Source organism: Acinetobacter sp. 25-47-122 (assembly GCF_056779695.1).
Window position 1 is genome coordinate 116145 of the sequence record NZ_JBWYIJ010000002.1, and the last position, 22048, is coordinate 138192.

19 protein-coding genes and 1 pseudogene are annotated in these 22048 nt (G+C 38.4%); 11 read left to right on the top strand and 9 right to left on the bottom strand.

All coding sequences use genetic code 11. The features are described 5' to 3' along the window. Positions 1-20: 20 nt before the first annotated feature. The 9 genes from AC1M9P_RS02075 to AC1M9P_RS02115 all read left to right on the top strand — a co-directional run bounded on the left by AC1M9P_RS02075 (position 21) and on the right by AC1M9P_RS02115 (position 9171). Positions 21-1256, top strand: coding sequence for an isochorismate synthase (locus AC1M9P_RS02075; RefSeq protein ID WP_035266481.1), 1236 nt, complete (start codon positions 21-23; stop codon positions 1254-1256). After that, the gene (locus AC1M9P_RS02080) at positions 1253-2917 is read left to right on the top strand and encodes a (2,3-dihydroxybenzoyl)adenylate synthase (RefSeq protein WP_481586598.1); all 1665 of its coding nucleotides are present in this window, start codon (positions 1253-1255) and stop codon (positions 2915-2917) included. Before AC1M9P_RS02075 ends, AC1M9P_RS02080 begins: the two co-directional genes overlap by 4 nt. A 15-nt stretch (positions 2918-2932) precedes the next feature. Continuing rightward, the gene (locus AC1M9P_RS02085; RefSeq protein WP_035266486.1) at positions 2933-3577 is read left to right on the top strand and encodes an isochorismatase family protein; all 645 of its coding nucleotides are present in this window, start codon (positions 2933-2935) and stop codon (positions 3575-3577) included. A 2-nt stretch (positions 3578-3579) separates the two neighbouring features. Continuing rightward, a complete protein-coding gene (locus AC1M9P_RS02090; protein WP_228133240.1) occupies positions 3580-3813 on the top strand; it encodes a phosphopantetheine-binding protein in 234 nt (77 codons plus the stop codon). A gap of 119 nt (positions 3814-3932) precedes the next feature. Further along, the gene (locus tag AC1M9P_RS02095; RefSeq protein WP_035266490.1) at positions 3933-5099 is read left to right on the top strand and encodes a type III PLP-dependent enzyme; all 1167 of its coding nucleotides are present in this window, start codon (positions 3933-3935) and stop codon (positions 5097-5099) included. A 110-nt stretch (positions 5100-5209) separates the two neighbouring features. Then, positions 5210-6277 carry a 4-phosphoerythronate dehydrogenase gene (locus AC1M9P_RS02100; protein ID WP_035266492.1) on the top strand — a complete coding sequence of 356 codons (1068 nt, stop codon included), beginning with the start codon at positions 5210-5212 and terminating at the stop codon, positions 6275-6277. Then, on the top strand, positions 6274-7254 hold the full coding sequence (gene epmA, locus AC1M9P_RS02105; protein WP_481586599.1) for an EF-P lysine aminoacylase EpmA: 981 nt from the start codon (positions 6274-6276) through the stop codon (positions 7252-7254). The genes AC1M9P_RS02100 and epmA overlap by 4 nt, the downstream gene beginning before the upstream one ends. A gap of 84 nt (positions 7255-7338) precedes the next feature. Next, positions 7339-8523, top strand: a complete 1185-nt coding sequence (locus AC1M9P_RS02110; protein ID WP_481586600.1) for a winged helix-turn-helix domain-containing protein — start codon at positions 7339-7341, stop codon at positions 8521-8523. Between the two features lie 21 nt (positions 8524-8544). Next, on the top strand, positions 8545-9171 hold the full coding sequence (locus AC1M9P_RS02115; protein WP_481586601.1) for a LysE family translocator: 627 nt from the start codon (positions 8545-8547) through the stop codon (positions 9169-9171). A 35-nt stretch (positions 9172-9206) separates the two neighbouring features. On the opposite strand, the gene AC1M9P_RS02120 is transcribed toward AC1M9P_RS02115, so the two are convergent. The 8 genes and pseudogenes from AC1M9P_RS02120 to AC1M9P_RS02155 form a co-directional block, all read right to left on the bottom strand. Continuing rightward, complete coding sequence (locus AC1M9P_RS02120) at positions 9207-10445, bottom strand: multifunctional CCA addition/repair protein (RefSeq protein WP_035266499.1); 1239 nt, start codon at positions 10443-10445, stop codon at positions 9207-9209. Between the two features lie 79 nt (positions 10446-10524). After that, the gene (locus AC1M9P_RS02125) at positions 10525-12804 is read right to left on the bottom strand and encodes an NADP-dependent malic enzyme (protein ID WP_035266506.1); all 2280 of its coding nucleotides are present in this window, start codon (positions 12802-12804) and stop codon (positions 10525-10527) included. A gap of 133 nt (positions 12805-12937) precedes the next feature. Continuing rightward, positions 12938-15802: an EAL domain-containing protein gene (locus AC1M9P_RS02130; protein WP_035266508.1), complete on the bottom strand. Its 2865-nt coding sequence runs from the start codon at positions 15800-15802 to the stop codon at positions 12938-12940. A 168-nt stretch (positions 15803-15970) separates the two neighbouring features. After that, the gene (locus AC1M9P_RS02135) at positions 15971-16681 is read right to left on the bottom strand and encodes a 16S rRNA (uracil(1498)-N(3))-methyltransferase (RefSeq protein ID WP_035266510.1); all 711 of its coding nucleotides are present in this window, start codon (positions 16679-16681) and stop codon (positions 15971-15973) included. A gap of 100 nt (positions 16682-16781) precedes the next feature. Next, a complete protein-coding gene (metF, locus tag AC1M9P_RS02140) occupies positions 16782-17618 on the bottom strand; it encodes a methylenetetrahydrofolate reductase [NAD(P)H] (protein WP_481586602.1) in 837 nt (278 codons plus the stop codon). A 76-nt stretch (positions 17619-17694) separates the two neighbouring features. Next, positions 17695-19077, bottom strand: coding sequence for an adenosylhomocysteinase (gene ahcY, locus AC1M9P_RS02145; protein ID WP_004814998.1), 1383 nt, complete (start codon positions 19075-19077; stop codon positions 17695-17697). Between the two features lie 214 nt (positions 19078-19291). Then, positions 19292-19524, bottom strand: a pseudogene (locus AC1M9P_RS02150) (DUF6500 family protein). 60 nt (positions 19525-19584) lie between these two features. Beyond that, positions 19585-20079: a DUF2938 family protein gene (locus tag AC1M9P_RS02155; RefSeq protein WP_035266514.1), complete on the bottom strand. Its 495-nt coding sequence runs from the start codon at positions 20077-20079 to the stop codon at positions 19585-19587. A 71-nt stretch (positions 20080-20150) separates the two neighbouring features. Between AC1M9P_RS02155 and AC1M9P_RS02160 the strand changes: the two genes are divergently transcribed. Next, the gene (locus AC1M9P_RS02160) at positions 20151-20528 is read left to right on the top strand and encodes a MerR family transcriptional regulator (RefSeq protein WP_481586603.1); all 378 of its coding nucleotides are present in this window, start codon (positions 20151-20153) and stop codon (positions 20526-20528) included. Between the two features lie 84 nt (positions 20529-20612). After that, a complete protein-coding gene (locus AC1M9P_RS02165; protein ID WP_035265646.1) occupies positions 20613-21116 on the top strand; it encodes a cysteine peptidase family C39 domain-containing protein in 504 nt (167 codons plus the stop codon). Between the two features lie 133 nt (positions 21117-21249). On the opposite strand, the gene AC1M9P_RS02170 is transcribed toward AC1M9P_RS02165, so the two are convergent. Further along, a complete protein-coding gene (locus tag AC1M9P_RS02170; RefSeq protein WP_035265647.1) occupies positions 21250-21762 on the bottom strand; it encodes a tetratricopeptide repeat protein in 513 nt (170 codons plus the stop codon). Positions 21763-22048: the final 286 nt, after the last annotated feature.

The window sequence follows — 22048 nt, forward strand, 5'->3', positions numbered from 1 at the left end:
AGATAATCGTGAGAACAAATATGTTGCCAATAGAACCGTCAGTTTTTCAAAATATGATAGGCATAAAAAAGGAAGAGTTAATTGAGGAAGATCAACCTGGCTTCGTGTTCGCAACGCCAACGGGGACCATTTCAAGTAAAAAGTTAGTTGAACATATCGAATTTGATCGAGCTTCTCATCTAAATTTTAATCAGCAGCAAGCTCTGTGGCTCGAACAAGCAAAATCTACACTACAAAAAAAAATCGAATTAACAGCGAATAAAGATCTTATTTTGGTCGGGAGCTTGCCTTTTGATCATCGAGATTTACCAGAAATCTCGATTGCGGAAGCAAAAAACACATTTGTAAATGAGCGCATTGATCAATCGGCTCAGTCTTCTCTTAATGATCAAGTGCAAGCGACTCTCATCCCAGCACAAGAGGAATACATTGCTGGTGTCGTTAAATTGGTTGAATTGATGAAGTCATCACCGCTTGAAAAAGCAGTATTGGCTCGGGCAATTGATCTTAAAACCCAACACAAAATTAATATTATTGATTTATTTTACCAGTTGTTGGCTTCTAATCCTGATGGCTACACATTTGCGTTGGCCCAAAACCCAAAACAATCTGGTTGGTTTATGGGGGCAAGTCCAGAGCTTCTCGTTGCGAAGCAAAATGAATATTTGTTTAGCCACCCAGTTGCAGGAACATTAGCACGCCATACAGATCCCACAATGGATCAACAACGAGCTGAAAAATTGCTTGCTTCACAAAAAGATCAGCATGAACACGCCGTGGTCATCGAAGCCATTGCAGATCAACTCTCTCCCTTGTGCAAAACGCTGAATATCCCAAAATCACCTTCACTGATTAAAACCGAGGCGGTTTGGCACTTGGCGACCAAAATTCAGGGAACGTTGAAAGATCCAGAGCAACACATTTTTGATGTGGTCTCAATTCTGCATCCAACACCAGCAGTCTGTGGACAACCAGCACCCATGGCTCGTCAGTTGATTTCGGAACTAGAGCCATTTAACCGTAACCTTTTTGCTGGAACCATGGGGTGGTGTGATGCCAGAGGGAATGGTGCTTGGGCAGTGAATGTACGTTGTGGGCGAATCTTTGAGCATTATGCGCGTCTTTATGCGGGTGCAGGAATTGTTGAAGCTTCACAGCCGACAAGTGAACTGTCTGAAACCATCGTGAAATTTAAAACGATGTTAAATGCATTGGGTTTAGATTCTCAGCACTTAAATCATGGGGGAATAAAATGAATGCAAATGTAAATGACGAGTCTTTACGATGGGATGGCATCGTGCCATATCCAGAAGAATTCGTAGAGCGATACATTCAAAAGGGATATTGGAAAGGACAAACCATTTCTGAGTTTTTTCAAGAATCAGCCCAGAAATTCGTCAATCAAATGGCATTGATTTGTGGTGATCGCCAGTATTCTTATCAAGAGCTGAATCAAAATATTGAACAATTTGCAGTCTTCTTGACTAAACAAGGCTATGGGCTGGCAGATGCTGTTGTGATTCAAATGCCAAATATAGCAGAGTTTTTTATTGCTTATTTTGCAGCTTTGCGGATAGGGATGCGACCAGTCATGAGTTTACCAGCACACCGTCATGCCGAAGTAAGTCATTTTATTCAGCAAACAGATGCCAAATTGTATATCTGTGCAGATAAGCATCTAGGCTTTGATTACAGATCCTTAGCGCAAGAGTGCCAGCGCAGATGTCCGACTTTACAGCAAGTGATTGTCGTTGGTGATGCAGGCGATTTTGATCCTTGGCCGAATCTTCCATCGTTTAAAAATCATATGGTTTCAAAGCCTAAAATAACGGCTCGCCATGTGGCTTTTTTTCAACTTTCAGGGGGCAGTACTGGCACACCGAAACTTATACCAAGAACACATGATGACTATTTGTATAGTGTTCGTGCCAGTGCAGATATTTGTAAACTTCATACAGAAAGCCGTATGCTTATGGTGCTTCCAGTAGCACATAATTTCAGTATGAGTTCGGCTGGTTCATTGGGTCTGTTTTATGCAGGTGGAACACTTGTTTTATCGAAAGATCCTTCTCCCCAAACTGCATTTCCACTCATTGAATCGCACAATATCACGCATGTTGCTCTTGTCCCTGCATTAGCAGCAACATGGGCTGAAGCTGTTCAAAATGGCGCAACAAATATTTTTAAAAAATTAACGGCTTTACAGGTCGGTGGAGCAAGGTTGCCAGATGCTTTAGCTGAAAAATTGATTGATCAATACCAATGCCGATTACAACAAGTATTTGGTATGGCAGAAGGCTTGGTGAATTACACGCGTTACGATGATCCTAAAGAAGTCATTATAGGTACCCAAGGTTCCCGTATAAGTCCAGATGATGAAATTAAAATCGTCGATGAAGATGATCACGAGCTGCCGTTGGGTGAGGTGGGGCATCTTTTAACTCGCGGCCCTTATACCATTAGAGGTTATTATCGGGCTTCAGAACATAACCGAAATGCTTTTACCTTAGATGGATTTTATCGCACTGGTGATTTAGTACGATTAACGCCAGAAGGCAATATTATTGTTGAAGGACGAAGTAAGGAACAAATTAATCGTGGCGGAGAAAAAATCGCGACGGAAGAAGTCGAACAGGTTTTAAATCAACACCAACAAATCATCTTGTCCGCCTTGGTTGCACAACCAGATCCAATATTAGGAGAAAAAAGTTGTGCATTTATTCAATGGCGACCTAACAACCAAGATGCATCAGAAACAAGGCTCAAACTGCAAATTAGACAATTCGTTCAAGCATACGGTCTGGCGACCTATAAGATCCCAGATCGCATCGAATTTATTGAAGAAATGCCTTATACGGCATTGGGCAAAATCGACAAGAAACAACTCAGAAAACGCCTCACCGAAGACACGATTTAACGAAGGAAATAAGATATGGCAATCCCACGTATTGCAAGTTACCCCATGCCATCTGCTCAAGATTTTCCAGTTAACAAAGTTGATTGGACTTTAGATGCATCACGGTCGGTTTTATTGGTACATGATGTTCAGCAGTATTTTTTAGATTTTTATGATCAGACCCAAGCGCCCATTCCCACATTAATCCGAAATTGTAAAGCCATTATTGATCAGGCACATGCACTAGGAATTCCAGTGTATTACACCGCACAACCTGGTGATCAGACGCCAGAACATCGTCAACTATTAACGGATTTTTGGGGTAAAGGTTTGTCAGCTGATCCAGCATTGACCAAAATTATTGATCCACTGCAACCAAAAAATGAAGACACCGTGCTGACAAAATGGCGCTATAGCGCATTTAAAAAAAGTGATTTTGAGCAGCAAATCAAACAAGCCAATCGCGATCAATTAGTGATTTGTGGAGTATATGCCCATATTGGTTGCTTATTAACAGCAGCAGAAGCATTTATGCTGGATATTCAAGCATTTATGGTTGGTGATGCCTTGGCGGATTTTAGCCGAGAAGAACATGATCTTGCACTAAAATATGCGACTGGGCGCTGTGCAAAAGTCATGGATACTCAGACTGTGATTAATGACTTAGGTCAGGGGCAATGATCATGAATGAATTAAGCATGCTTGAGCTAAAAAATATGGTCGCTCATCAATTGAATTTACCTGTAGATGAAATTCAGCAGGAAGATAATTTATTTATGTTAGGACTTGATTCAGTCAGTCTTATGACGCTGGTTGGATTGCTACGTGAAAAAGGCTTTCAAATTGAATTTCAAGATTTGGTGGAGGAGCCAACGTTGAATGAATGGAGTGATCGTCTTAAATTGAATAGAGATTAATGTAAGACTAATGTGCATACCTTGAAAATCAACACATGCACAATCAACGGCCCTAGCCAAAATACTTATAGCCAAAGGCCATTTTCGTTAAATTATTCGCTAACGTGAGTGGATCTTACATGCAATTAAAAAAATACTATTCTGATCAACAATGGAAAAAAATCCAAAATTTTGCCGAAACAAAGCAAAGCCCTTTTTTAGTTGTTGATTTAGATCAAGTGCAAACTCAATTTATTGAGTTGCAAAATAGCTTTCCAAAAGCCCATATTTATTATGCAGTGAAAGCAAATCCAGGTCGTGAAATTATTCATAAACTTGATCAACTTGGCTCATGTTTTGATGTTGCATCAATTTATGAGTTAGACAAAGCGCTTGAATGTGGAATTCATCCAGATCGTATTTCATACGGTAATACTATTAAAAAAGCTTCAGACGTTGAATACGCTTACCGAAAAGGAATCCGTTTATTTGTTACCGATGCGGAAGCAGATCTCGCCCAAATAGCCGAATTCGCACCGAACTCTAAAGTCTTTGTCAGGGCAATGGTAGAGTCGGGAGGTACAGCAGATTGGCCACTATCACGTAAATTTGGATGCCATCCAGATATGGCGGTTGATTTAATGGTGAAAGCTAGACAATTGGGTTTAATACCCTTTGGCGTGTCATTCCATGTCGGTAGTCAGCAACGTGATGTCACTGTATGGCGTTCAGCTTTAACGGTAGTGAAGCAAATATTTGATACTTTGAAAGAACAATACGGTATCAGCTTACAATTAATCAATTTGGGTGGTGGTTTCCCAGCACATTACTTAGCTGATGTTGACAGTATTCAAAGTTATGCGCACGAGATTCAACGCTATCTTGATGAACACTTTGATGATCAGGTGATATTATTTTTGGAGCCAGGCAGATCGCTGGTGGGTAATGCTGGTGTGATTGTTTCAGAGATTGTTCTTATCGCCAATAAATCAGCACATGATGATAAACGATGGGTGTACACGGATGTGGGCGTCTTTAATGGACTAATTGAAACTTTAGGTGAAATGATCAAATACCCTATATATACACCTAAAATGCATTCAGCACATGAACATTCAAGTGTTGTGCTTGCAGGACCGACCTGTGATTCAACAGATATCATGTATGAAAAAGTGCCTTATCAGTTACCAAAAAACTTGAGCATTGGAGATCGACTCTATTGGTTAAGTACTGGAGCTTATACAACCTCTTATGCTTCGGTCGAATTCAATGGTTATCCACCTTTAAAAACGTTCTATTTAGATTGATTTTAGGAATGGTGCTATGTGGTTGGTAGTCAGTCGCTCAAGCTGCGAGCCACATAGCCTAACCTTCACAGAAGCGTTATCATAATGCTAAAATCTTGATGGGTAGGCTCATGAAAATCGTTGCAGATGAAAATCTCGCATTCACAGATTATTTCTTTTCAGAATTTGGCGATATTTATAATAAAGCTGGTCGTACCTTAAAGCATGACGATGTGGTCGATGCTGAAGCCTTATTAGTACGTTCTGTGACGAAAGTGAATTCTGCGCTCATTCAAAATACTGCATTAACCTTTGTGGGTAGTGCAACGATCGGCACAGATCACTTGGACATTCCAGCAATTGAACAGCAAAATATCCAATGGACAAATGCTGCAGGATGTAATGCCCAAGCTGTTTCTGAATATGTTATTACTGCGTTATTAGCTCTAAATCCTCATTTGCTAGATGCAGAACAAGATTTCACTTTAGCCATTATTGGACTGGGTAATGTCGGTTCTCGACTCGCACATATGGCGAAACTATTGGGATGGAACGTCATCGGGGTTGATCCTTTTGTACAAAGAGAAAATATTCAGCAAGTCACTTTAGATGAAGTTTTTTCAAAAGCAGATGCAATTTCTATCCATGTGCCATTAACCACTTCAGGGATGCATGCAACCCGACATATGTTTAATGCTGAGACCTTAAAAAAGCTTAAACCATCTACAATTTTAATTAATTCTGCCCGTGGGCCCGTCATTGAAGAACAAGCTTTGATTGCAGATATTCGAGCAACGGGTCGTAAAGTTGTACTAGATGTCTTTGAGCATGAACCAGTCATTACGGAAGATTTACTGGATCTTGTGCAATTGGTGACACCTCATATTGCGGGTTATAGTCTTGAGGGTAAAGCGCGTGGTACCCAGATGATTTATGATGGTTTCTGTCAGCATTTCGGCCATCAGCCTTCAAAACAGTTCGAAACCCAATTGCCTACATGTGAACAATATTTTAACAATAGTGATCTCAAGCACACGCTGAAAACTCAATTAAACCATATCTACGATATCTTTAGAGATGATCAGAACTTAAGAGCATGCCTCATAGATGGGAAAGTAGATCAAGCCTCATTTGATCAATTACGTAAAACCTATCCATTACGCCGTGAATGGGCTGCTCATGGAGGGCCGCAAGCATGACTGACTCTCTGAGCTATCTACCAACTTGCGATCTTACAGCCATGAAGGCCAGAGCGAAGATGTATCAACAGATTCGCCAATTTTTTTTAGAACGTGATGTTTTGGAAGTGGAAACTCCAATTTTATCTCATGCTGGAGTAACCGATGTCCACTTGGCATCAGTTGAGGCAAGCCGTCATGTGCATGGTCATTTGAAAAAGCACTATCTTCAAACTTCACCAGAATTTGCCATGAAACGACTGTTGGCAGCAGGAGTAGGGCCAATTTATCAAATCTGTAAAGTTTTTCGCGATGATGAACATGGACGTAAACATAACAGTGAATTTACCATGCTTGAATGGTATAGACCTGATTTAAGTCTCAAAGAGTTAATGTTTGAAGTTACAGATTTACTCAATGTCACTTTGGCACATCGTTTTGGCGAAGTGCGACCTACGATTTTAAGTTATAAACATGCATTTATAGATCGCTTAGATCTCAACCCACTTAAATCCACATTAAAGGAATTAAAGGATTGTTGTAATCGTGTTGGGTTAAATCTAGATCTGGGTGATGATCGTCTAGGTTATATCGACTTGTTATTTTCGCATATGGTGGAACCGAGCTTAGGTTTTGATACGCCTGTATTTTTAACAGATTTTCCACCAGAACTTGCATCTCTTGCAAAAACTCGAGTTGATGAAGATGGGGAATTGGTTGCAGCACGTTTTGAGCTTTACATTGAGGGCTTAGAGTTAGCAAATGCTTATGATGAGTTGATTGATGCAGATGTATTGCGTTCCCGTTTTGAAGCTGATAATGCTGAACGCGAAAAATTAGGCTTAGATGTTATGCCAATAGATGAAAATCTCTTAGCAGCATTGCCTAAAATGCCAGAATGCTCAGGTATCGCATTGGGGATCGATCGTTTACTGATGGTGGCAACAGAGAAAATGAAACTAGAGCAAGTGATTACATTTCCTGCTGAAAAATCATAAATTGACTTTTAAGACAACCTGAATACATCATTAATGTTGTATTCAGGATATGATAATCTAAGAATAATAATAAAAAGGTAGCGTATGGATGTTCAAATTAGGAGGTTGGCAATTTACCGTTCATTGTATTGTGGGCGGAGGGGAAATTGCTTTAGTCAATCTTTAAAATATGAAACTCTCCAACAAAAGGCACGAGAAATTTTAGATGTTATTCATCATTTAGGTTATGTTCAGATTGATACTATTTCAGTGGTTGAGCGTGCACATCATCATGTACTTTGGAATCGTGTTGAAGGTTACCAAAAAGATAATTTAAATGTGTTGCTCGAAAATCATCATATTTTCGAATACTGGTTTCATGCAGCTTCATATATACCCATGCGCGACTACCGCTATGCGTTAAGACAAATGAATATGGTGAAACGAGGAGATAGTAAGTATTTTAATGGTGGTGATCAAAAACTCATGCGTGAGATTTTAGCGAGAGCAAAATCAGAGGGGGAAATTAGATCGCGCGATTTTATTGTAAAAAATCAAAAGACTAGTCATTCATGGTGGCACTCAGGAATTGTAAGAAAATCGATCGAGCAACTCTACATGCAAGGTGACTTAATGGTGCATCAGCGTTCAGGTGCTGAAAAAATTTACGTGCTGAAGGAGAATTGTTTAAGTTCGAGCATTGATTTGACAGAGCCTTCAATAGATGAATATGCACGCTACTTATACGAGACGGTTAAAAGATCACAGGGTGTATTTACATGGAAACAATTGATCCATTTGAAAACTGGCGCCGAACTTAAAAAAGCAATGCAAAGAATAATTCATGAACAAATAGATGCAAAATTAATTGAGTTAAAAAGCTTAGGTTCAGGTGAGTTCATTTATGTGGATGTGAAAGGGATCGAAGAAATTCCTAATATTGAAAGCACGGTGAAAATTCTTTCTCCCTTTGATAATCTAGTGATCCATCGTGATCGATTAATGAAATTATTTCAGTTCGACTATAGTTTAGAATGCTACGTTAAACCAGAAAAACGTCAATATGGTTATTTTAGTTTACCTATTCTCTATGGAACAGATTTTGTTGCAACAATAGATTGTAAAGCGTATCGTTCAGAAGGTATTTTAGAAATTCTAAATTTTCATTTACATGAAGGTATTAAACAAAAAGAAGAATTTTTAAATTTGTTGATGGTTGAGCTGAAGCGGTTTGCAGAGTTTAATCATTGCCAGTTAGAAGTTAATTTTTATCAAAAATTAAAAATATAAAATTTAAGTGAAAACCTTATTATGACTTTTAGTGTATTTATATCCTTTGTTCTATATTCATTTGTGACATCCATAACACCTGGACCTAACAATTTGATGGTCGCAACCTCAGGAGTGAACTTTGGACTCCGTGCGACTTATGGACACATTTTAGGTGTAGCGATCGGTTTTGGGGTCATGGTGATTTTGGTTGGTTTAGGGATAGGTACATTACTGAGTCAAAATCAATTGGTTTACGAAATTCTAAAGTTGATCGGTATTGCTTATTTAATCTACTTAGCCATTAAGATTGCTAAATCAGGCTCAGTTGAATTAGATAAAACTCAAGCGAAACCCATTACTTTTTTGCAAGCTGCATTATTTCAATGGGTCAATCCAAAAGCTTGGATTATGGCAATGGGCGCGGTGACGACTTATTTAGCTGCAGGCAGTGAATTTTATTGGTATATCATTTTGGGTGTTGTGTTTGGGTTAGTCTGTATTCCATGCACGGGAGCTTGGGGAATACTCGGAGAAAAATTACAAACTTTGGTGCGTACGCCACAGCATCTAAAGATCTTCAATTACAGTATGGCGCTATTATTAGTGGCTTCGATCATTAAACCAATGATTGATTCTTTTAAATATTTTCAACAATCATTCTTTTAAAATACGATTACCTCCTGAGCTTCAGGAGGTAAATATTATGTATTTACAATGGATTGATATTTTTCTCGGTGCATTGACAAAGCTTCAATTCTTTTTTGGATCAGCATTTCACCAATATCAGGGCCTTTGATCTCAGGCGGTAAATCAGATGCTTTAATTGAACGAACAATCTGTACTGCATCTAATACATATTTTGCTTGAGGATATTCACGGTCTTCGAGACCTAAGCGACCTTTGGCATCACATTCACATGCTTGTACAAAAGCCTCAACACGTTCAGGACGGCGTAATACATCTAAACGTTGTAATAGACGCCAAAGTGTTCCTGGTTTTAATGTAAACGCCTGATGGCATTTAAGATGTTCTTTGCACACCGCAATAGCCAATTGTTTGGTTTGGGTCGGAACTTTAAGACGTTCACATAAATCAGTCACGGGCTGAACACCACGTTCCTCATGCATGATATGGCGAGGTAACTCATCTTTAGGCGTGAGTGCTTTACCCAGATCATGCACTAATACTGCGAAGCGTACATCCATCGAGTAGTCTGCTTTACAAGCTTGTTGTAATGACATCAAGGTATGAATACCACAGTCAATTTCAGGATGGTATTCAGGACGTTGTGGTACACCAAATAATGCTTCGATTTCTGGAAAGAGGATTTTGAGAGCATCACACTGACGAAGGACTTCGAAGTAAATATCAGCATCACGTTCCATTAAAGCACGAGAAGTTTCTTTCCAAACACGTTCAGGCGTAAGTGCTTGCAATTCACCAGAATCAGCCAAATTTTTCATTAAGGCTATGGTTTCTTCAGCTACTTTAAAACCATACTGATGATAGCGAGCTGCAAAACGGGCAACACGCAATACTCGTAGTGGATCCTCTGCAAAGGCATCAGAAACGTGACGTAAAATGCGTTGATTCAAATCTTGATGACCATGATAAGGGTCGAACAACTCACCATCTTCATTCATGGCCATTGCATTGATTGTCAAATCACGACGAATTAAATCATCTTCAAGGGTTACCGAGGGATCGGTAAAAAATTCAAAGCCATGATAACCATGCCCAGATTTACGCTCAGTACGAGCGAGGGCGTATTCATCTTTAGTTTCGGGATGTAGAAATACAGGAAAATCTTTACCAACAGGTTGGAAACCTTGGTTTAAAAGTTGTTCTGGTGTTGCACCGACAACGACATAATCTTTTTCGTGATAGGGGTGTCCGAGCAACTGATCTCGCACTGCGCCGCCTACTAAATAAACTTGCATAAAAAACCTCTATTCTTAGCACCATCATGCATCAGAATAAAGGTTTTCTCAAGTCACAAAACGTGCCCTAAATAAAGGATTAGAGCGCGTTTTTTTCCTCTTCTTGAATTTCTGCAACAGTTAATGCAGTCATATTTACAACACGGCGCGTAGTAGCTGTTGGTGTTAAGATATGAACTGGCTTAGCCGCACCTAATAAGATTGGACCGATTGTTACATTATTTCCTGAAGTTGACTTCAACAGGTTGAATGAAATATTTGCAGCATCTAAATTCGGCATAATCAATAGATTCGCAGAACCTTTGAAGCGCGAGTTCGGGAATGCAAAGCTACGGATATTTTCATCAAGTGCTGCATCTGCATGCATTTCACCTTCAACTTCAAGTTCAGGTGCGATTTCAGAAAGGATTTCATACACTTTACGCATTTTTTGAGCGCTAGGGTCAGTCTGATCAGAACCAAAACTTGAGTGCGACAACAATGCGACACGTGGAGTAATACCGAAACGACGGACTTCATCTGCTGCTAATATAGTCATTTCAGCAAGCTGTTCAGCCGTAGGGTTACGATTGATGTATGTATCTGCAATGAACAAGTTGCGATCTTCGAGCATCAACGCATTTAAGGTAAAGAAAGTGTTATGACCTTCTTTTAAACCGATGACATTACTCACGAAATCTAAATGAATATCGTAGCTAGAATACGTACCGCATAGCATACCATCTGCTAAGCCGTGGCGTACTAACATCGCTGCAATCAGGGTCGAACGACGACGTGATTCACGTTGTGCATACTCAGGTGTTACCCCTTTACGCATCATCAGATTATAGTAATCATCAGCAAACTTTTCGTAATCAGGATTTGTTTCTTGATCAACGATAGTGATATTCACACCATTTTCTAAACGTAAACCTAATTTCTTAATATTCGCTTCGATCACAGCAGTACGACCCACCAAGATCGGTTTTGCCAGGCCTTCGTCTACTGCAATTTGAACAGCACGAAGAACACGAAGATCTTCACCTTCCGCATAAGCAATACGTTTAGGATCAGTTTTCGCTTGAGCAAAAATTGGTTTCATCATAAATGCTGAGTTGTAAACGAACTCAGAAAGACGCTGATGATACACGGAGAAATCTTGGATTGGACGAGTCGCTACACCAGAATCCATCGCAGCTTTTGCGACAGCAGGCGCAATTTCAAGAATCAAGCGTTGATCTAGTGGGCGTGGAATTAGGTAATCACGTCCAAATGATGCAGATTTTTCACCATAAGATGCAGCATCAGCTTCTACATGTGCCATACGAGCAATTGCGTGTACACATGCAATCTTCATTTCTTCGTTAATGGTTGTTGCACCTACATCAAGTGCACCACGGAAGATATATGGGAAGCAAAGCGCATTATTGACTTGGTTCGGATAGTCTGAACGACCCGTCGCCATGATGACATCATCACGAACTTCATGTGCATGTTCAGGCAGAATTTCAGGATCTGGGTTAGCAAGCGCGAAGATAATTGGATCCTTCGCCATGACCTTGACCATTTCTTTAGTCAAAATACCCGCAGCTGATAGACCAAGGAACATATCTGCACCAGCAATTACGTCGCCAAGCTGAGAACCTTCGATATCTTGAACATAGCGTTTTTTAGACTCGTCTAAACCTTCACGTTTTTTTGTTAAGAGTCCACGAGAGTCAGCAACAATGATATTTTCTTTTTTAGCACCAAGCGCACAAAGAAGATCTAGACATGACAGTGCAGCAGCACCTGCTCCAGAAGCGACGATCTTGATATCTTCAATTTTTTTGCCGTTCAATTGCAAAGCATTTAAAAGCGCTGAACCTACAATAATTGATGTTCCATGCTGATCATCATGAAAAACTGGAATATTCATACGCTCGCGAAGTTTCTGTTCAATATAGAAACATTCTGGAGCTTTAATGTCCTCGAGGTTAATACCGCCGAAAGTCGGTTCAAGAGCAGCAACAATATCTACGATTTTATCTGGATCATTTTCTGCAATTTCGATATCGAAAACATCAACGCCTGCAAACTTTTTAAACAGGACGCCTTTACCTTCCATCACTGGTTTAGAGGCGAGGGGACCAATATTACCCAAACCGAGTACTGCAGTACCATTACTGACGACTGCGACTAAGTTACCACGTGCAGTATAAAGCGCTGCTTTAGAAGGGTCTTTTTCAATTTCCAAACATGGCACTGCAACACCTGGGGAATATGCTAATGCTAGATCATGTTGGTTGACGAGTTGCTTACTCGGAGTAACGCTGATTTTTCCTGGCGTTGGAAATTCGTGGTAATAGAGTGCTTGCTGTTTTAAAGATTGATCGTCCATCTGAATCCCAGTTATTACAATGTTCCAGCCTTGCTGGTTTTTTGGTTATATCGGTTCGAATATACCACTAGTTGCACATTGATCACAGTTAAAAGTCGAAATTTCATACATATTTAGGACTTTGGTCTAGCCTTTATTTAATTTTTGAGAATTGATATTCATTTTGCAGAAATTGAGTGCTATCAGCGCTATTTAATGGTCTCGAAAAATAATAACCTTGGAAATAATCACAACCTTGTTTTTTTAAATATTCAATTTGCTCGATATCCTCAACACCTTCAGCAACTAATTTCATCCCCATCGTTTTACCCATTGAAATAATTGCATCGACAATAGCATTATTTTTACGAGTGCCAATCTTTGAAATAAAGGCGCGATCAATCTTGAGTGTATCAATAGGATAATCTGCAAGATATGCAAGTGATGAATAGCCTGTCCCAAAGTCATCTAAGGCGATTGAGAAATTTTTATCCTTAATTTGGTCTAGCAAATCAAAAACATGAGATGATTTATCTAACAATGATGACTCGGTAAGTTCAAACTCTATAAACTCCGGTTTGAGTGAGTATTTGAGCACGGCTTGATCAATAAAATTGAGAAATTCCCCACGATGGATCTGTTGCGCCACGACATTAATAGAAATTTGTAACTTATCAAATCCTAATTCATGCCATATTTTAAGTTGCTTACATGTCTGGAAAATAACAAATTTTCCGATATCTGAGATCAGACTAGTCATTTCAGCAATGGGTATAAAACGATCTGGCATGATGATGCCGTACTTTGGATGATTCCAGCGGATTAACGCTTCAAAGCCGCTCACTTGCATCGTTTTACTTTCTATCTTAGGTTGATAGTAAATTTCTAAGTCCTGATTCTTTATAGCAAGTCGTAAATCTCTTTCGAGCTCAATGTCACTGCCAAAAATGGATTCAGGCTTATTGTCATAATAATAGGCTGTGCTGCCCCCTAGTTTTTTTGCTTCTGTTAAAGCGCTTTCCGCGTGACTATTTAAGCTACCAATTTGTCTACCATGATTGGGGTAAATTGCGATACCCAGTGAGACATGAATCATGTGTTCTTGCCCATCGATGATAAAGGGTATTTCAAAGGCCTCAAGGATCTGATCGACGACTTGTTGGATCGTGTAATGACTATGATTTAAGTTGTAAATCATAGCAAAGTCATCATTATTTAAATATGAAATCAGAACGGCTTTAGAACAGGTATATTTCAGTCTTCGGGAAACTTCTTTGAGAACTTCATCTCCAGTTTGATGATTGATAAACTCATTAAAATGTCTAAATCGATCAATGTTGAGACGAATAATAGAAAAATGGCTCAGAATTTTAGATTTACTAATTAGATACTGGTGTAACTGTAAATTAAAATAAACACGGTTAGGTAAGTCTGTAAGTAGATCGTAATTCTCTAAGTAGGCCATTCTTTCAAGATTTTGTTTCCGTTCAGTCAAATCTGAAATGATGCCTACATAATTTAAAATTCTATTTTTATCATCACGAACTGCATTGATATGCAGCCATAAGGTTAATATTTTTCCTGAAATAAATTCTTCTGTGACCTCAGCATCATATTGTCCAGTGTGTAACACAGTCTGAGTTATATCGGCGTGATGTTGGCTGAGTTGGGATGTGGAAGATTTGGTAATATCAAAGATGTGTTTTGAGATAATATCTTGCGGTGGGATGTTGACCAATTCACTAAAATAAGGATTAACTTCTAAAAAACACAAGTTATTGTCTAAAACGAAAACTCCTTGGGCCACTTGATTAAATACATTCGAAGCTAATTTCAATTTTTCTTGTGCTTTTTTTTCACTCTCAATGTCTTGGAAAATACCCACCATTTTAAGAGGTTTATTATTTTCAGGATCACGTGTAATAACTCGACCAATATCTTTAATCCAAAACCACTGATCTTTTACTTTAGTTCTATAATGTGCTTCAAAACGTTCAGTATTTCCTCTTAAATGTTTACGGAGCTCTTTACGATAATTTTCTTGATCTTCTGGGTGAATAAACTCGTTAATTTGATCAGTTGCACTTTGGTAATGTAAAACCTGATTACCATATTTAATGCCTGAAATTTCAATAGTTCTTTTCTCAATATTCCATAGCCAAGATGAAATTCCAGCAGTTTCATGCGCAAAATCGAGGTTAGCTTGATGGTGCTGCAGTCGATCGTTGATCTTATTAATATCGTAGGTTCGTTCAATTACTTTTTGTTCGAGTAATTGATTATGCATTTGTAATTGGCTTTCAATTTCTTTGGATTTTTCAATCTCATTTTTTAGCTTTTCTTGGAGAAGTGATGACTCCATAAGATGTTTTCTAGATTCAGATAAATAGAATTTATTGTGACTATTTAATATTCCAAGACGGCGGTACATCTTATGGGTAAGGAGTGCGCAAATAAGTAATACGCCAAACCAAATATTAAAGATTAAACTAAAAACATCAGGAGTATTATCTAAAAAAAGGAAATTGGAAAGGACTATGGCCGAAGCTGAAGGCAAAAAAACATAAAGAAAGTATCGTAAACGCTGTGATAGAAATACAATAGCAAAAGTATAAACAATAGATAACATTAACCCAGCTAAAGTCAACATATGTATATCTTTGACTTCTGGATTATGTTCGGGGATAAGCTGTAATACGGTATAAATACCGATAGCTAGACCAGCTCCAGTAATTAAGCAAACCAATTGTGCCCACATGTCTAAGTTAAAAATACTAATTTGATTAGATTTTTTAAAAAAGAGGGTAAAGCAAAAACAGATTAAAAGAATGGCGCTGAATATAATGAGCCAAATGGTATAAGGGATCGAAAAGCTTTTGAAGTAAAAAAAGTAAATAAGTTGATTATAGATACAGGCAAAGAGCACCCACGCTAAAAAAAAATGCAAATTAGAAGTCGCACTTTTGATCTGGCTATCGAGTACAGAGTTGGAAACATGCTCTCCCTGAACTTCACTCATAACTGGCAATACCTTAATTTTCTTTCTACTTTATTTGAATTATTTTTGAGTACGAACTTAAAAAATATAAATTTAGCGCGACAACTCTTTTTTCATTAAAGTACTGTCTAATTGGATGAAAATCAATTCTATTGTGAGTTAAATCACGGAATTTTGAGAAAATATTTATTAAAATTTGTAATTTAAGATCGATAAAGCAACCACTGGTGCAGTTTCTGTACGTAAAACACGTTCACCAATACACCAATTGATAAATCCATGCTGATTTGCAGATTGGATTTCAGCTTCACTCAATCCACCTTCTGGACCAATGAGTAGTGCTATATTTGAGGAAGCATCTTTTAACACATCGACCTCATCTTTATTGGGTGCCAAGACTAATTTCGTTTCAGGGAGTTCGCTATTTAACCATTGTGCTAAAGGGAGTGGGGCTAATATTTTAGGAACAATATTCAATCCACACTGCTCGCAAGCAGCAATTGCTACACCTTGCCAATGATCTAATTTTTTTTGATCGCGGTCGTACTTTAAACGCATTTCGCAACGTTCAGAGGTGAGAAGTTGAATTTCAGATACGCCTAACTCAACCGCTTTTTGAATAGCATAATCCATGCGGTCACCTTTACTCATTACTTGACCAAGTAAGGCATTAAAGTTTGGGGAGCGATTGGTTGGGTTAAATTCTTGAACTAGAACCGAGGCTGTTTTTTTATTGGCTTCAGTTAACTCAACTTGATATTCGCCACCTTGACCATTAAACAAGGTCGCTTTTTCACCGACTTGTGCACGTAAAACTTTGACCCAATGATGAAATACAGTTTCAGTTAGCTCAACTGTTGTATTTACATTTAAGTCTGCTTCAATAAAAAAACGAGGCATGTGCATTACTCTAAAGTCGGTAAAATAAAAACTTCTTTTATCTTCAGTCCTTACATCAAATAAATTGAACCTAAGCTGTCGATAAAAGAAGTCAGGAGACTTATGCCAGACCGAGGTCTTTTACAAGTTGACGAGTTGGATCAGTGGTGTTCATCGTATAAAAGTGTAAGCTTGGTGCACCACCAGCAATTAAGCGCTCGCAGAGCTTCACAATCACTTCATGACCAAAGGCTTTGATTGATGCAGTATCATCACCATAGGCTGCCAGTTGCTTACGAATCCAACGAGGGATTTCAGCACCTGTACCATCTGCAAAGCGAATTAAGTTGCTTGCATTGGTAATTGGCATAATGCCAGGTGCCACAGGAATATTCACACCTTCTTTTTGAATGCGCTCTACAAAGTAAAAATACGCATCTGGATTAAAGAAGAATTGAGTTAAGGCTGCATTTGCACCTGCATTGGCTTTCTCACAAAAGCGTTTAATGTCTAAATCAAAGCTATCTGCTTGTGGGTGCATTTCAGGGTAAGCTGCAACTTCAATCTGGAAGTGGTCACCCGAATGTTCACGGATAAAGCGTACTAAATCCTGAGCATACGGTAATTCACCTAAGCCAACTTGACCGGAAGGTAAGTCACCACGTAGTGCAACAATACGGTCAATCCCTTGAAATTTGTATAAATCTAAAAGTTCAGCGATCCGTTCTTTGCTATCACCAATACAAGATAGGTGAGGAGCGACAGGCGTGCCTTTGCCATTAAAATCAGCTAAAGTCGAAAGTGTACGTTCACGTGTAGAACCACCTGCACCATAAGTCACAGAGAAAAACTCTGGATTCAGCAACTGTAGTTCTTGGTGAACAACTTTAAGTTTTTCCGCACCTGCATCAGTTTTGGTTGGGAAAAACTCAAAAGAAATTGGAATCTGTTTAGACATGTTCAAATCCTTTGTACTTATTTCAGCAAAATAGAATTCAAAGAAAAGCAGGCTGTTCAGCCTGCTTGTTCAAAGATTAGTATTTATAAGCGTCAGATTTGAATGGACCTTCAACAGCAACCCCAAGGTAGTCCGCTTGTTCTTGAGTTAATTGAGTCAGAACACCACCGAAACCTGCAACCATTGCTGCAGCAACTTCTTCATCTAATTTCTTAGGAAGAAGTTCAACACGGATCGCAGCTTGTTTTTGGTCTTCAGGAAGATCAGCAAATTTCTCTGCGAACAAGTGCATTTGACCTAAAACTTGGTTCGCAAAAGAACCGTCCATCACGCGTGATGGGTGACCAGTTGCATTACCAAGATTTACTAAGCGACCTTCAGAAAGAAGAATGAGGTAATCATTTTCATTTTCTGAACGATATACTTGGTGAACTTGTGGTTTAACTTCAACCCATTTATAACCACGTAAGTAGTTGGTATCGATTTCAGTGTCAAAGTGACCGATATTACAAACTACTGCACCTGCTTTTAATGTATCAAGCATTGCAGCGTCACAAACGTGGTAGTTACCAGTCGTTGTTACGATTAAGTCTGTATTTAAAAGAAGGTCAGCGTTAACGTCTTCTTTTTTACCTGTTTGTACGCCGTTTTTGTATGGAGAAACCACTTCGTAACCGTCCATACATGCTTGCATTGCACAGATAGGATCGATTTCAGAAACACGTACGATCATGCCTTCTTGACGAAGCGATTGCGCAGAACCTTTACCTACATCACCGTAACCAATTACAAGTGCACGACGACCAGATAACAGCATGTCAGTTGCACGTTTGATGGCATCGTTTAGAGAGTGACGGCAACCGTATTTGTTGTCATTTTTAGATTTAGTTACTGAGTCATTTACGTTGATCGCAGGTACTTTCAATGAACCGTCTTTCCACATTTCGAGAAGACGTTGAACACCTGTTGTTGTTTCTTCAGTAATACCGTGGATTTTTGCGAGTACTTCTGGGTATTTTTCATGAACAAGTGCAGTTAAATCACCGCCGTCGTCCAGAATCATGTTGGCATCCCAAGGCGTACCATTTACATTAATTTGTTGTTCAAGACACCACATATATTCTTCTTCTGTTTCGCCTTTCCAAGCAAATACTGGAACACCAGAAGCTGCAATAGCTGCAGCAGCGTGGTCTTGAGTTGAGAAAATGTTGCAAGATGTCCAACGAACTTCAGCACCAAGCTCTACCAAAGTTTCGATAAGAACAGCTGTTTGGATTGTCATGTGGATACAACCCAAAATTTTAGCACCAGCAAGTGGTTTAGCCGCAGAGTAACGCTTACGCAGACCCATAAGGGCTGGCATTTCAGCTTCTGCAAGTTTGATTTCTTTACGGCCGTAGTCAGCAAGTGAAATATCGGCAACTTTATAATCTGTAAATGAAGCATTAACCGCGTTCATCACGATCTCCTTATAAAAAACAAAAATTGATCATTATGTTCGCGGATGCCGTTGTTGGTCTACCTAGAATAAGAGGGACCGATCGTCGAGCCTGGCGCTTTTACATTTTGTACTTGTAAAACGTCGCAGCATCCCTCGACTAGGGCAGTATTGTACTTCTAAACTTGCGAATTTCCAATGTTAAGTTGGTTATTGGTGATTCAAAGTATTTCAATTAAATCGCGTCAACTTCAGATTCCGATGATATTAGAGATTTTATTTTCTGTGCTTTTTCAAAGTGGTCAAGTTTATGTTTCATGATCCACCAATGAGCTACTTCCATGAGTGCATCGGGGTCATTATTTTATTTGAAAAGAAAGCATAAAATGACAAACCTACAGACTCTCCCTTCCGATCGATTTTTTCATCACAAATTCGAATAATTTTGTCTTTGATTGATTTATTCATTTTGGCAACGTATTAGAAATTTAATTTAAAATTTTTATCATTCAATCTATCAAGCTTTCATTAGTGTAATGTTGAGAAAATGTAGGATTGAATAATTTGGGCTATAAATAAACCGATTCCGAAATTTAAGTGTGCCACTAAGCTATTTTTTATGCTGATCCATTGATTGGGCGTTTTACTCGCAAAGAAACCAAATCCAAGAATAGGTTGCATCACCAAAAATGGGATAATAGCAGTTGAAAGTCCAAATAAAATAGAAGATATAAAAGCTTCCAAAGTAGTATGTGAATTATCGATATAAGTATAAATTAAAGCGAAAAAAATACCGGTTATATAATGAAATACCCAACCCGTAATGTATTCAAATTTGTGTACAGGGGCTTCGGTAATATTTCTGTATACGTATTTTTTATTTTTAACTAAAAAGAAAAACCTACCCAAATAAGCATAGTTAAATGAGGGGATTTTAAAAATCATCGCTCTTACCCAACCTAAAAAATCCATAATTAAAGTAGCGCTTAGGCCTAAGGCTAAAATGTAAATTAAAATATTCATGAAAGGATGACTCTCTAATTTAAGTCATGCTAGTGTGCAACTTAAAGCTAACTTGAAGTCAAGGTGCATTAATGGAAATAGATATAGGTGATCTAGCTGATCGAACAAATACTTCAACTGCCACGATTAGGTTTTATGAATCAAAAGGACTTATTCGATCTATTGGAAGGAAAGGGCTTAGAAGACAGTATTCATCCCGAGCAATACAGAATATCTCATTAATCAAGATCTTCCAAAATGGTGGTATGACGCTGAGCCAAATTAAAAATATGTCAATTGATCATGAAAAAATTAAAATTAAACGCGATCAAGTTAGGGAAGCAAAAAACGAAATCAAAGATAAAATTGAGACTTTAAATAAATTACTCTTAATTTTGTCACACGTTGAAAAATGTCCATACGATGACCATTTACAATGTCCAAACTTTTTGAAACTTTTAGATGAGTGAGCTTGAATTTTGTATTTAATTTCTTAAATTTTGAAGAAGATTATTTGTTATAATTGATAGCTCAATAAATAATATATATTTTTGATGGAAATTCCCGAAGAACTAGCTAACCTCGAAGCCAATGCTGGCATTTACGCCGTATGGATGCTCTTTCAACATCTTGGGTTAGACCCAGATATTGAACAACTAAAAGAAGTCTGTGGTTATGTAGAAGGTGATGGAACGACCACGATCGGTCTAGCGGTGGGACTTAAAAAATTTGGCTTAGATGTGGAATTTACCACAGATGAAGACAATGCACTTCAAGAGCAAGAAAAGCAAAGCTATTTAGAAGCTGAAAAACTTGCGCTAAAAATATCCCCCGCAATCAGCTATCAAGATATTCAAATCGCATTTGATGCCAATAAGTTCGTGATCGTGTATTACGATACTTTAGAAGGCATTGGTAATCATTCATTGGTATATGACATTAATGAAGAAGAAATCTGCTTTTTTGATAGCTTTGAAGCAATGCCGAAAAAAATATTTGAACAGCAAAGGGCAGTAGATGGGATTTGTAGACAAGCCATCATCGCTGAAGTTAATTAATATCTAAAAGTATGTCACTATCTTAAAGTGGGTTGCTATTTTAAGGTATGTTAAAGTTTTAACAAGATCTAAAGTAGTTCAATAAAAAGCCTTCAATCATGAAGGCTTTTGAGGCAAAAAAACGAGATTTATCTTAAGTGCTTGATTGAGCTTTTTCCTGCCAATAATCAGCTTTTTCCTCGTTTACATCTACACCTAAACCATGTGCATAGATGGCAGATAAATCACGCATTGCTTGAGTATCACCAAGTTCAGCGGCTTGAGTCACCAATTCAACAGATTTTTGTACATCTTTTTCGACCACATTACCACGACGGTAATAACCTGCGAGCTCTAAAATCGCAGCAGCATGTTGATGTTTACTTGCTTGCGTGAGCCAGTTAAAACCGTACTCAAAGTTTAGTTTTGCATCTTCAGGATCTTCTTCTAAAACTTCTTTCGCATAATGTGTATAACCTTCCCCTAACCAGTACATCGCTTCGACATGACCCAATTGACCAGCACGTAAAGCCCATTCTTCTGCAAGCGCAATGTCTTCATCGTGTTCACTCGTCATATAAAGTTCAGCAAGTTCAAATTGAGCAGCGGCATTACCTGCATGAGCACGATTTTCGAGAGCAATCGGGACGGTAACACGTTTAGTCATAGTGGGATTCCATGGCTTCAAAGCGAAGCAAAAAATATTAAAGTTGTTCCCTTATTATACTGCAAAACTGATTCAAAGCTTGAGTAGTATGGTTCGAGCCTATTTACTAAGATATTTTGTAGATGAATTACAAATTCAACTATAGGTAAAAGCTATAGATGAGCGACATAAATTAAGGTTTTTTGATGGAATTGAAGTAAAAGTGACAATTTCTTAAATTTCATAAGACCTTAGCATAACTTTTTCCTATGCTGAAAATCCTCTCTAATGCGAATATTAGAGGAGA

What these genes read in the sequence shown, in the direction of transcription:
- AC1M9P_RS02075 (WP_035266481.1), top strand. Translation starts at nt 21, where the DNA reads ATGTTGCCAATAGAACCGTCAGTTTTTCAAAATATGATAGGCATAAAA.
- AC1M9P_RS02080 (WP_481586598.1), top strand. Translation starts at nt 1,253, where the DNA reads ATGAATGCAAATGTAAATGACGAGTCTTTACGATGGGATGGCATCGTG.
- AC1M9P_RS02085 (WP_035266486.1), top strand. Translation starts at nt 2,933, where the DNA reads ATGGCAATCCCACGTATTGCAAGTTACCCCATGCCATCTGCTCAAGAT.
- AC1M9P_RS02090 (WP_228133240.1), top strand. Translation starts at nt 3,580, where the DNA reads ATGAATGAATTAAGCATGCTTGAGCTAAAAAATATGGTCGCTCATCAA.
- AC1M9P_RS02095 (WP_035266490.1), top strand. Translation starts at nt 3,933, where the DNA reads ATGCAATTAAAAAAATACTATTCTGATCAACAATGGAAAAAAATCCAA.
- AC1M9P_RS02100 (WP_035266492.1), top strand. Translation starts at nt 5,210, where the DNA reads ATGAAAATCGTTGCAGATGAAAATCTCGCATTCACAGATTATTTCTTT.
- epmA (WP_481586599.1), top strand. Translation starts at nt 6,274, where the DNA reads ATGACTGACTCTCTGAGCTATCTACCAACTTGCGATCTTACAGCCATG.
- AC1M9P_RS02110 (WP_481586600.1), top strand. Translation starts at nt 7,339, where the DNA reads ATGGATGTTCAAATTAGGAGGTTGGCAATTTACCGTTCATTGTATTGT.
- AC1M9P_RS02115 (WP_481586601.1), top strand. Translation starts at nt 8,545, where the DNA reads ATGACTTTTAGTGTATTTATATCCTTTGTTCTATATTCATTTGTGACA.
- AC1M9P_RS02120 (WP_035266499.1), bottom strand. Translation starts at nt 10,445, where the DNA reads ATGCAAGTTTATTTAGTAGGCGGCGCAGTGCGAGATCAGTTGCTCGGA.
- AC1M9P_RS02125 (WP_035266506.1), bottom strand. Translation starts at nt 12,804, where the DNA reads ATGGACGATCAATCTTTAAAACAGCAAGCACTCTATTACCACGAATTT.
- AC1M9P_RS02130 (WP_035266508.1), bottom strand. Translation starts at nt 15,802, where the DNA reads ATGAGTGAAGTTCAGGGAGAGCATGTTTCCAACTCTGTACTCGATAGC.
- AC1M9P_RS02135 (WP_035266510.1), bottom strand. Translation starts at nt 16,681, where the DNA reads ATGCCTCGTTTTTTTATTGAAGCAGACTTAAATGTAAATACAACAGTT.
- metF (WP_481586602.1), bottom strand. Translation starts at nt 17,618, where the DNA reads ATGTCTAAACAGATTCCAATTTCTTTTGAGTTTTTCCCAACCAAAACT.
- ahcY (WP_004814998.1), bottom strand. Translation starts at nt 19,077, where the DNA reads ATGAACGCGGTTAATGCTTCATTTACAGATTATAAAGTTGCCGATATT.
- AC1M9P_RS02155 (WP_035266514.1), bottom strand. Translation starts at nt 20,079, where the DNA reads ATGAATATTTTAATTTACATTTTAGCCTTAGGCCTAAGCGCTACTTTA.
- AC1M9P_RS02160 (WP_481586603.1), top strand. Translation starts at nt 20,151, where the DNA reads ATGGAAATAGATATAGGTGATCTAGCTGATCGAACAAATACTTCAACT.
- AC1M9P_RS02165 (WP_035265646.1), top strand. Translation starts at nt 20,613, where the DNA reads ATGGAAATTCCCGAAGAACTAGCTAACCTCGAAGCCAATGCTGGCATT.
- AC1M9P_RS02170 (WP_035265647.1), bottom strand. Translation starts at nt 21,762, where the DNA reads ATGACTAAACGTGTTACCGTCCCGATTGCTCTCGAAAATCGTGCTCAT.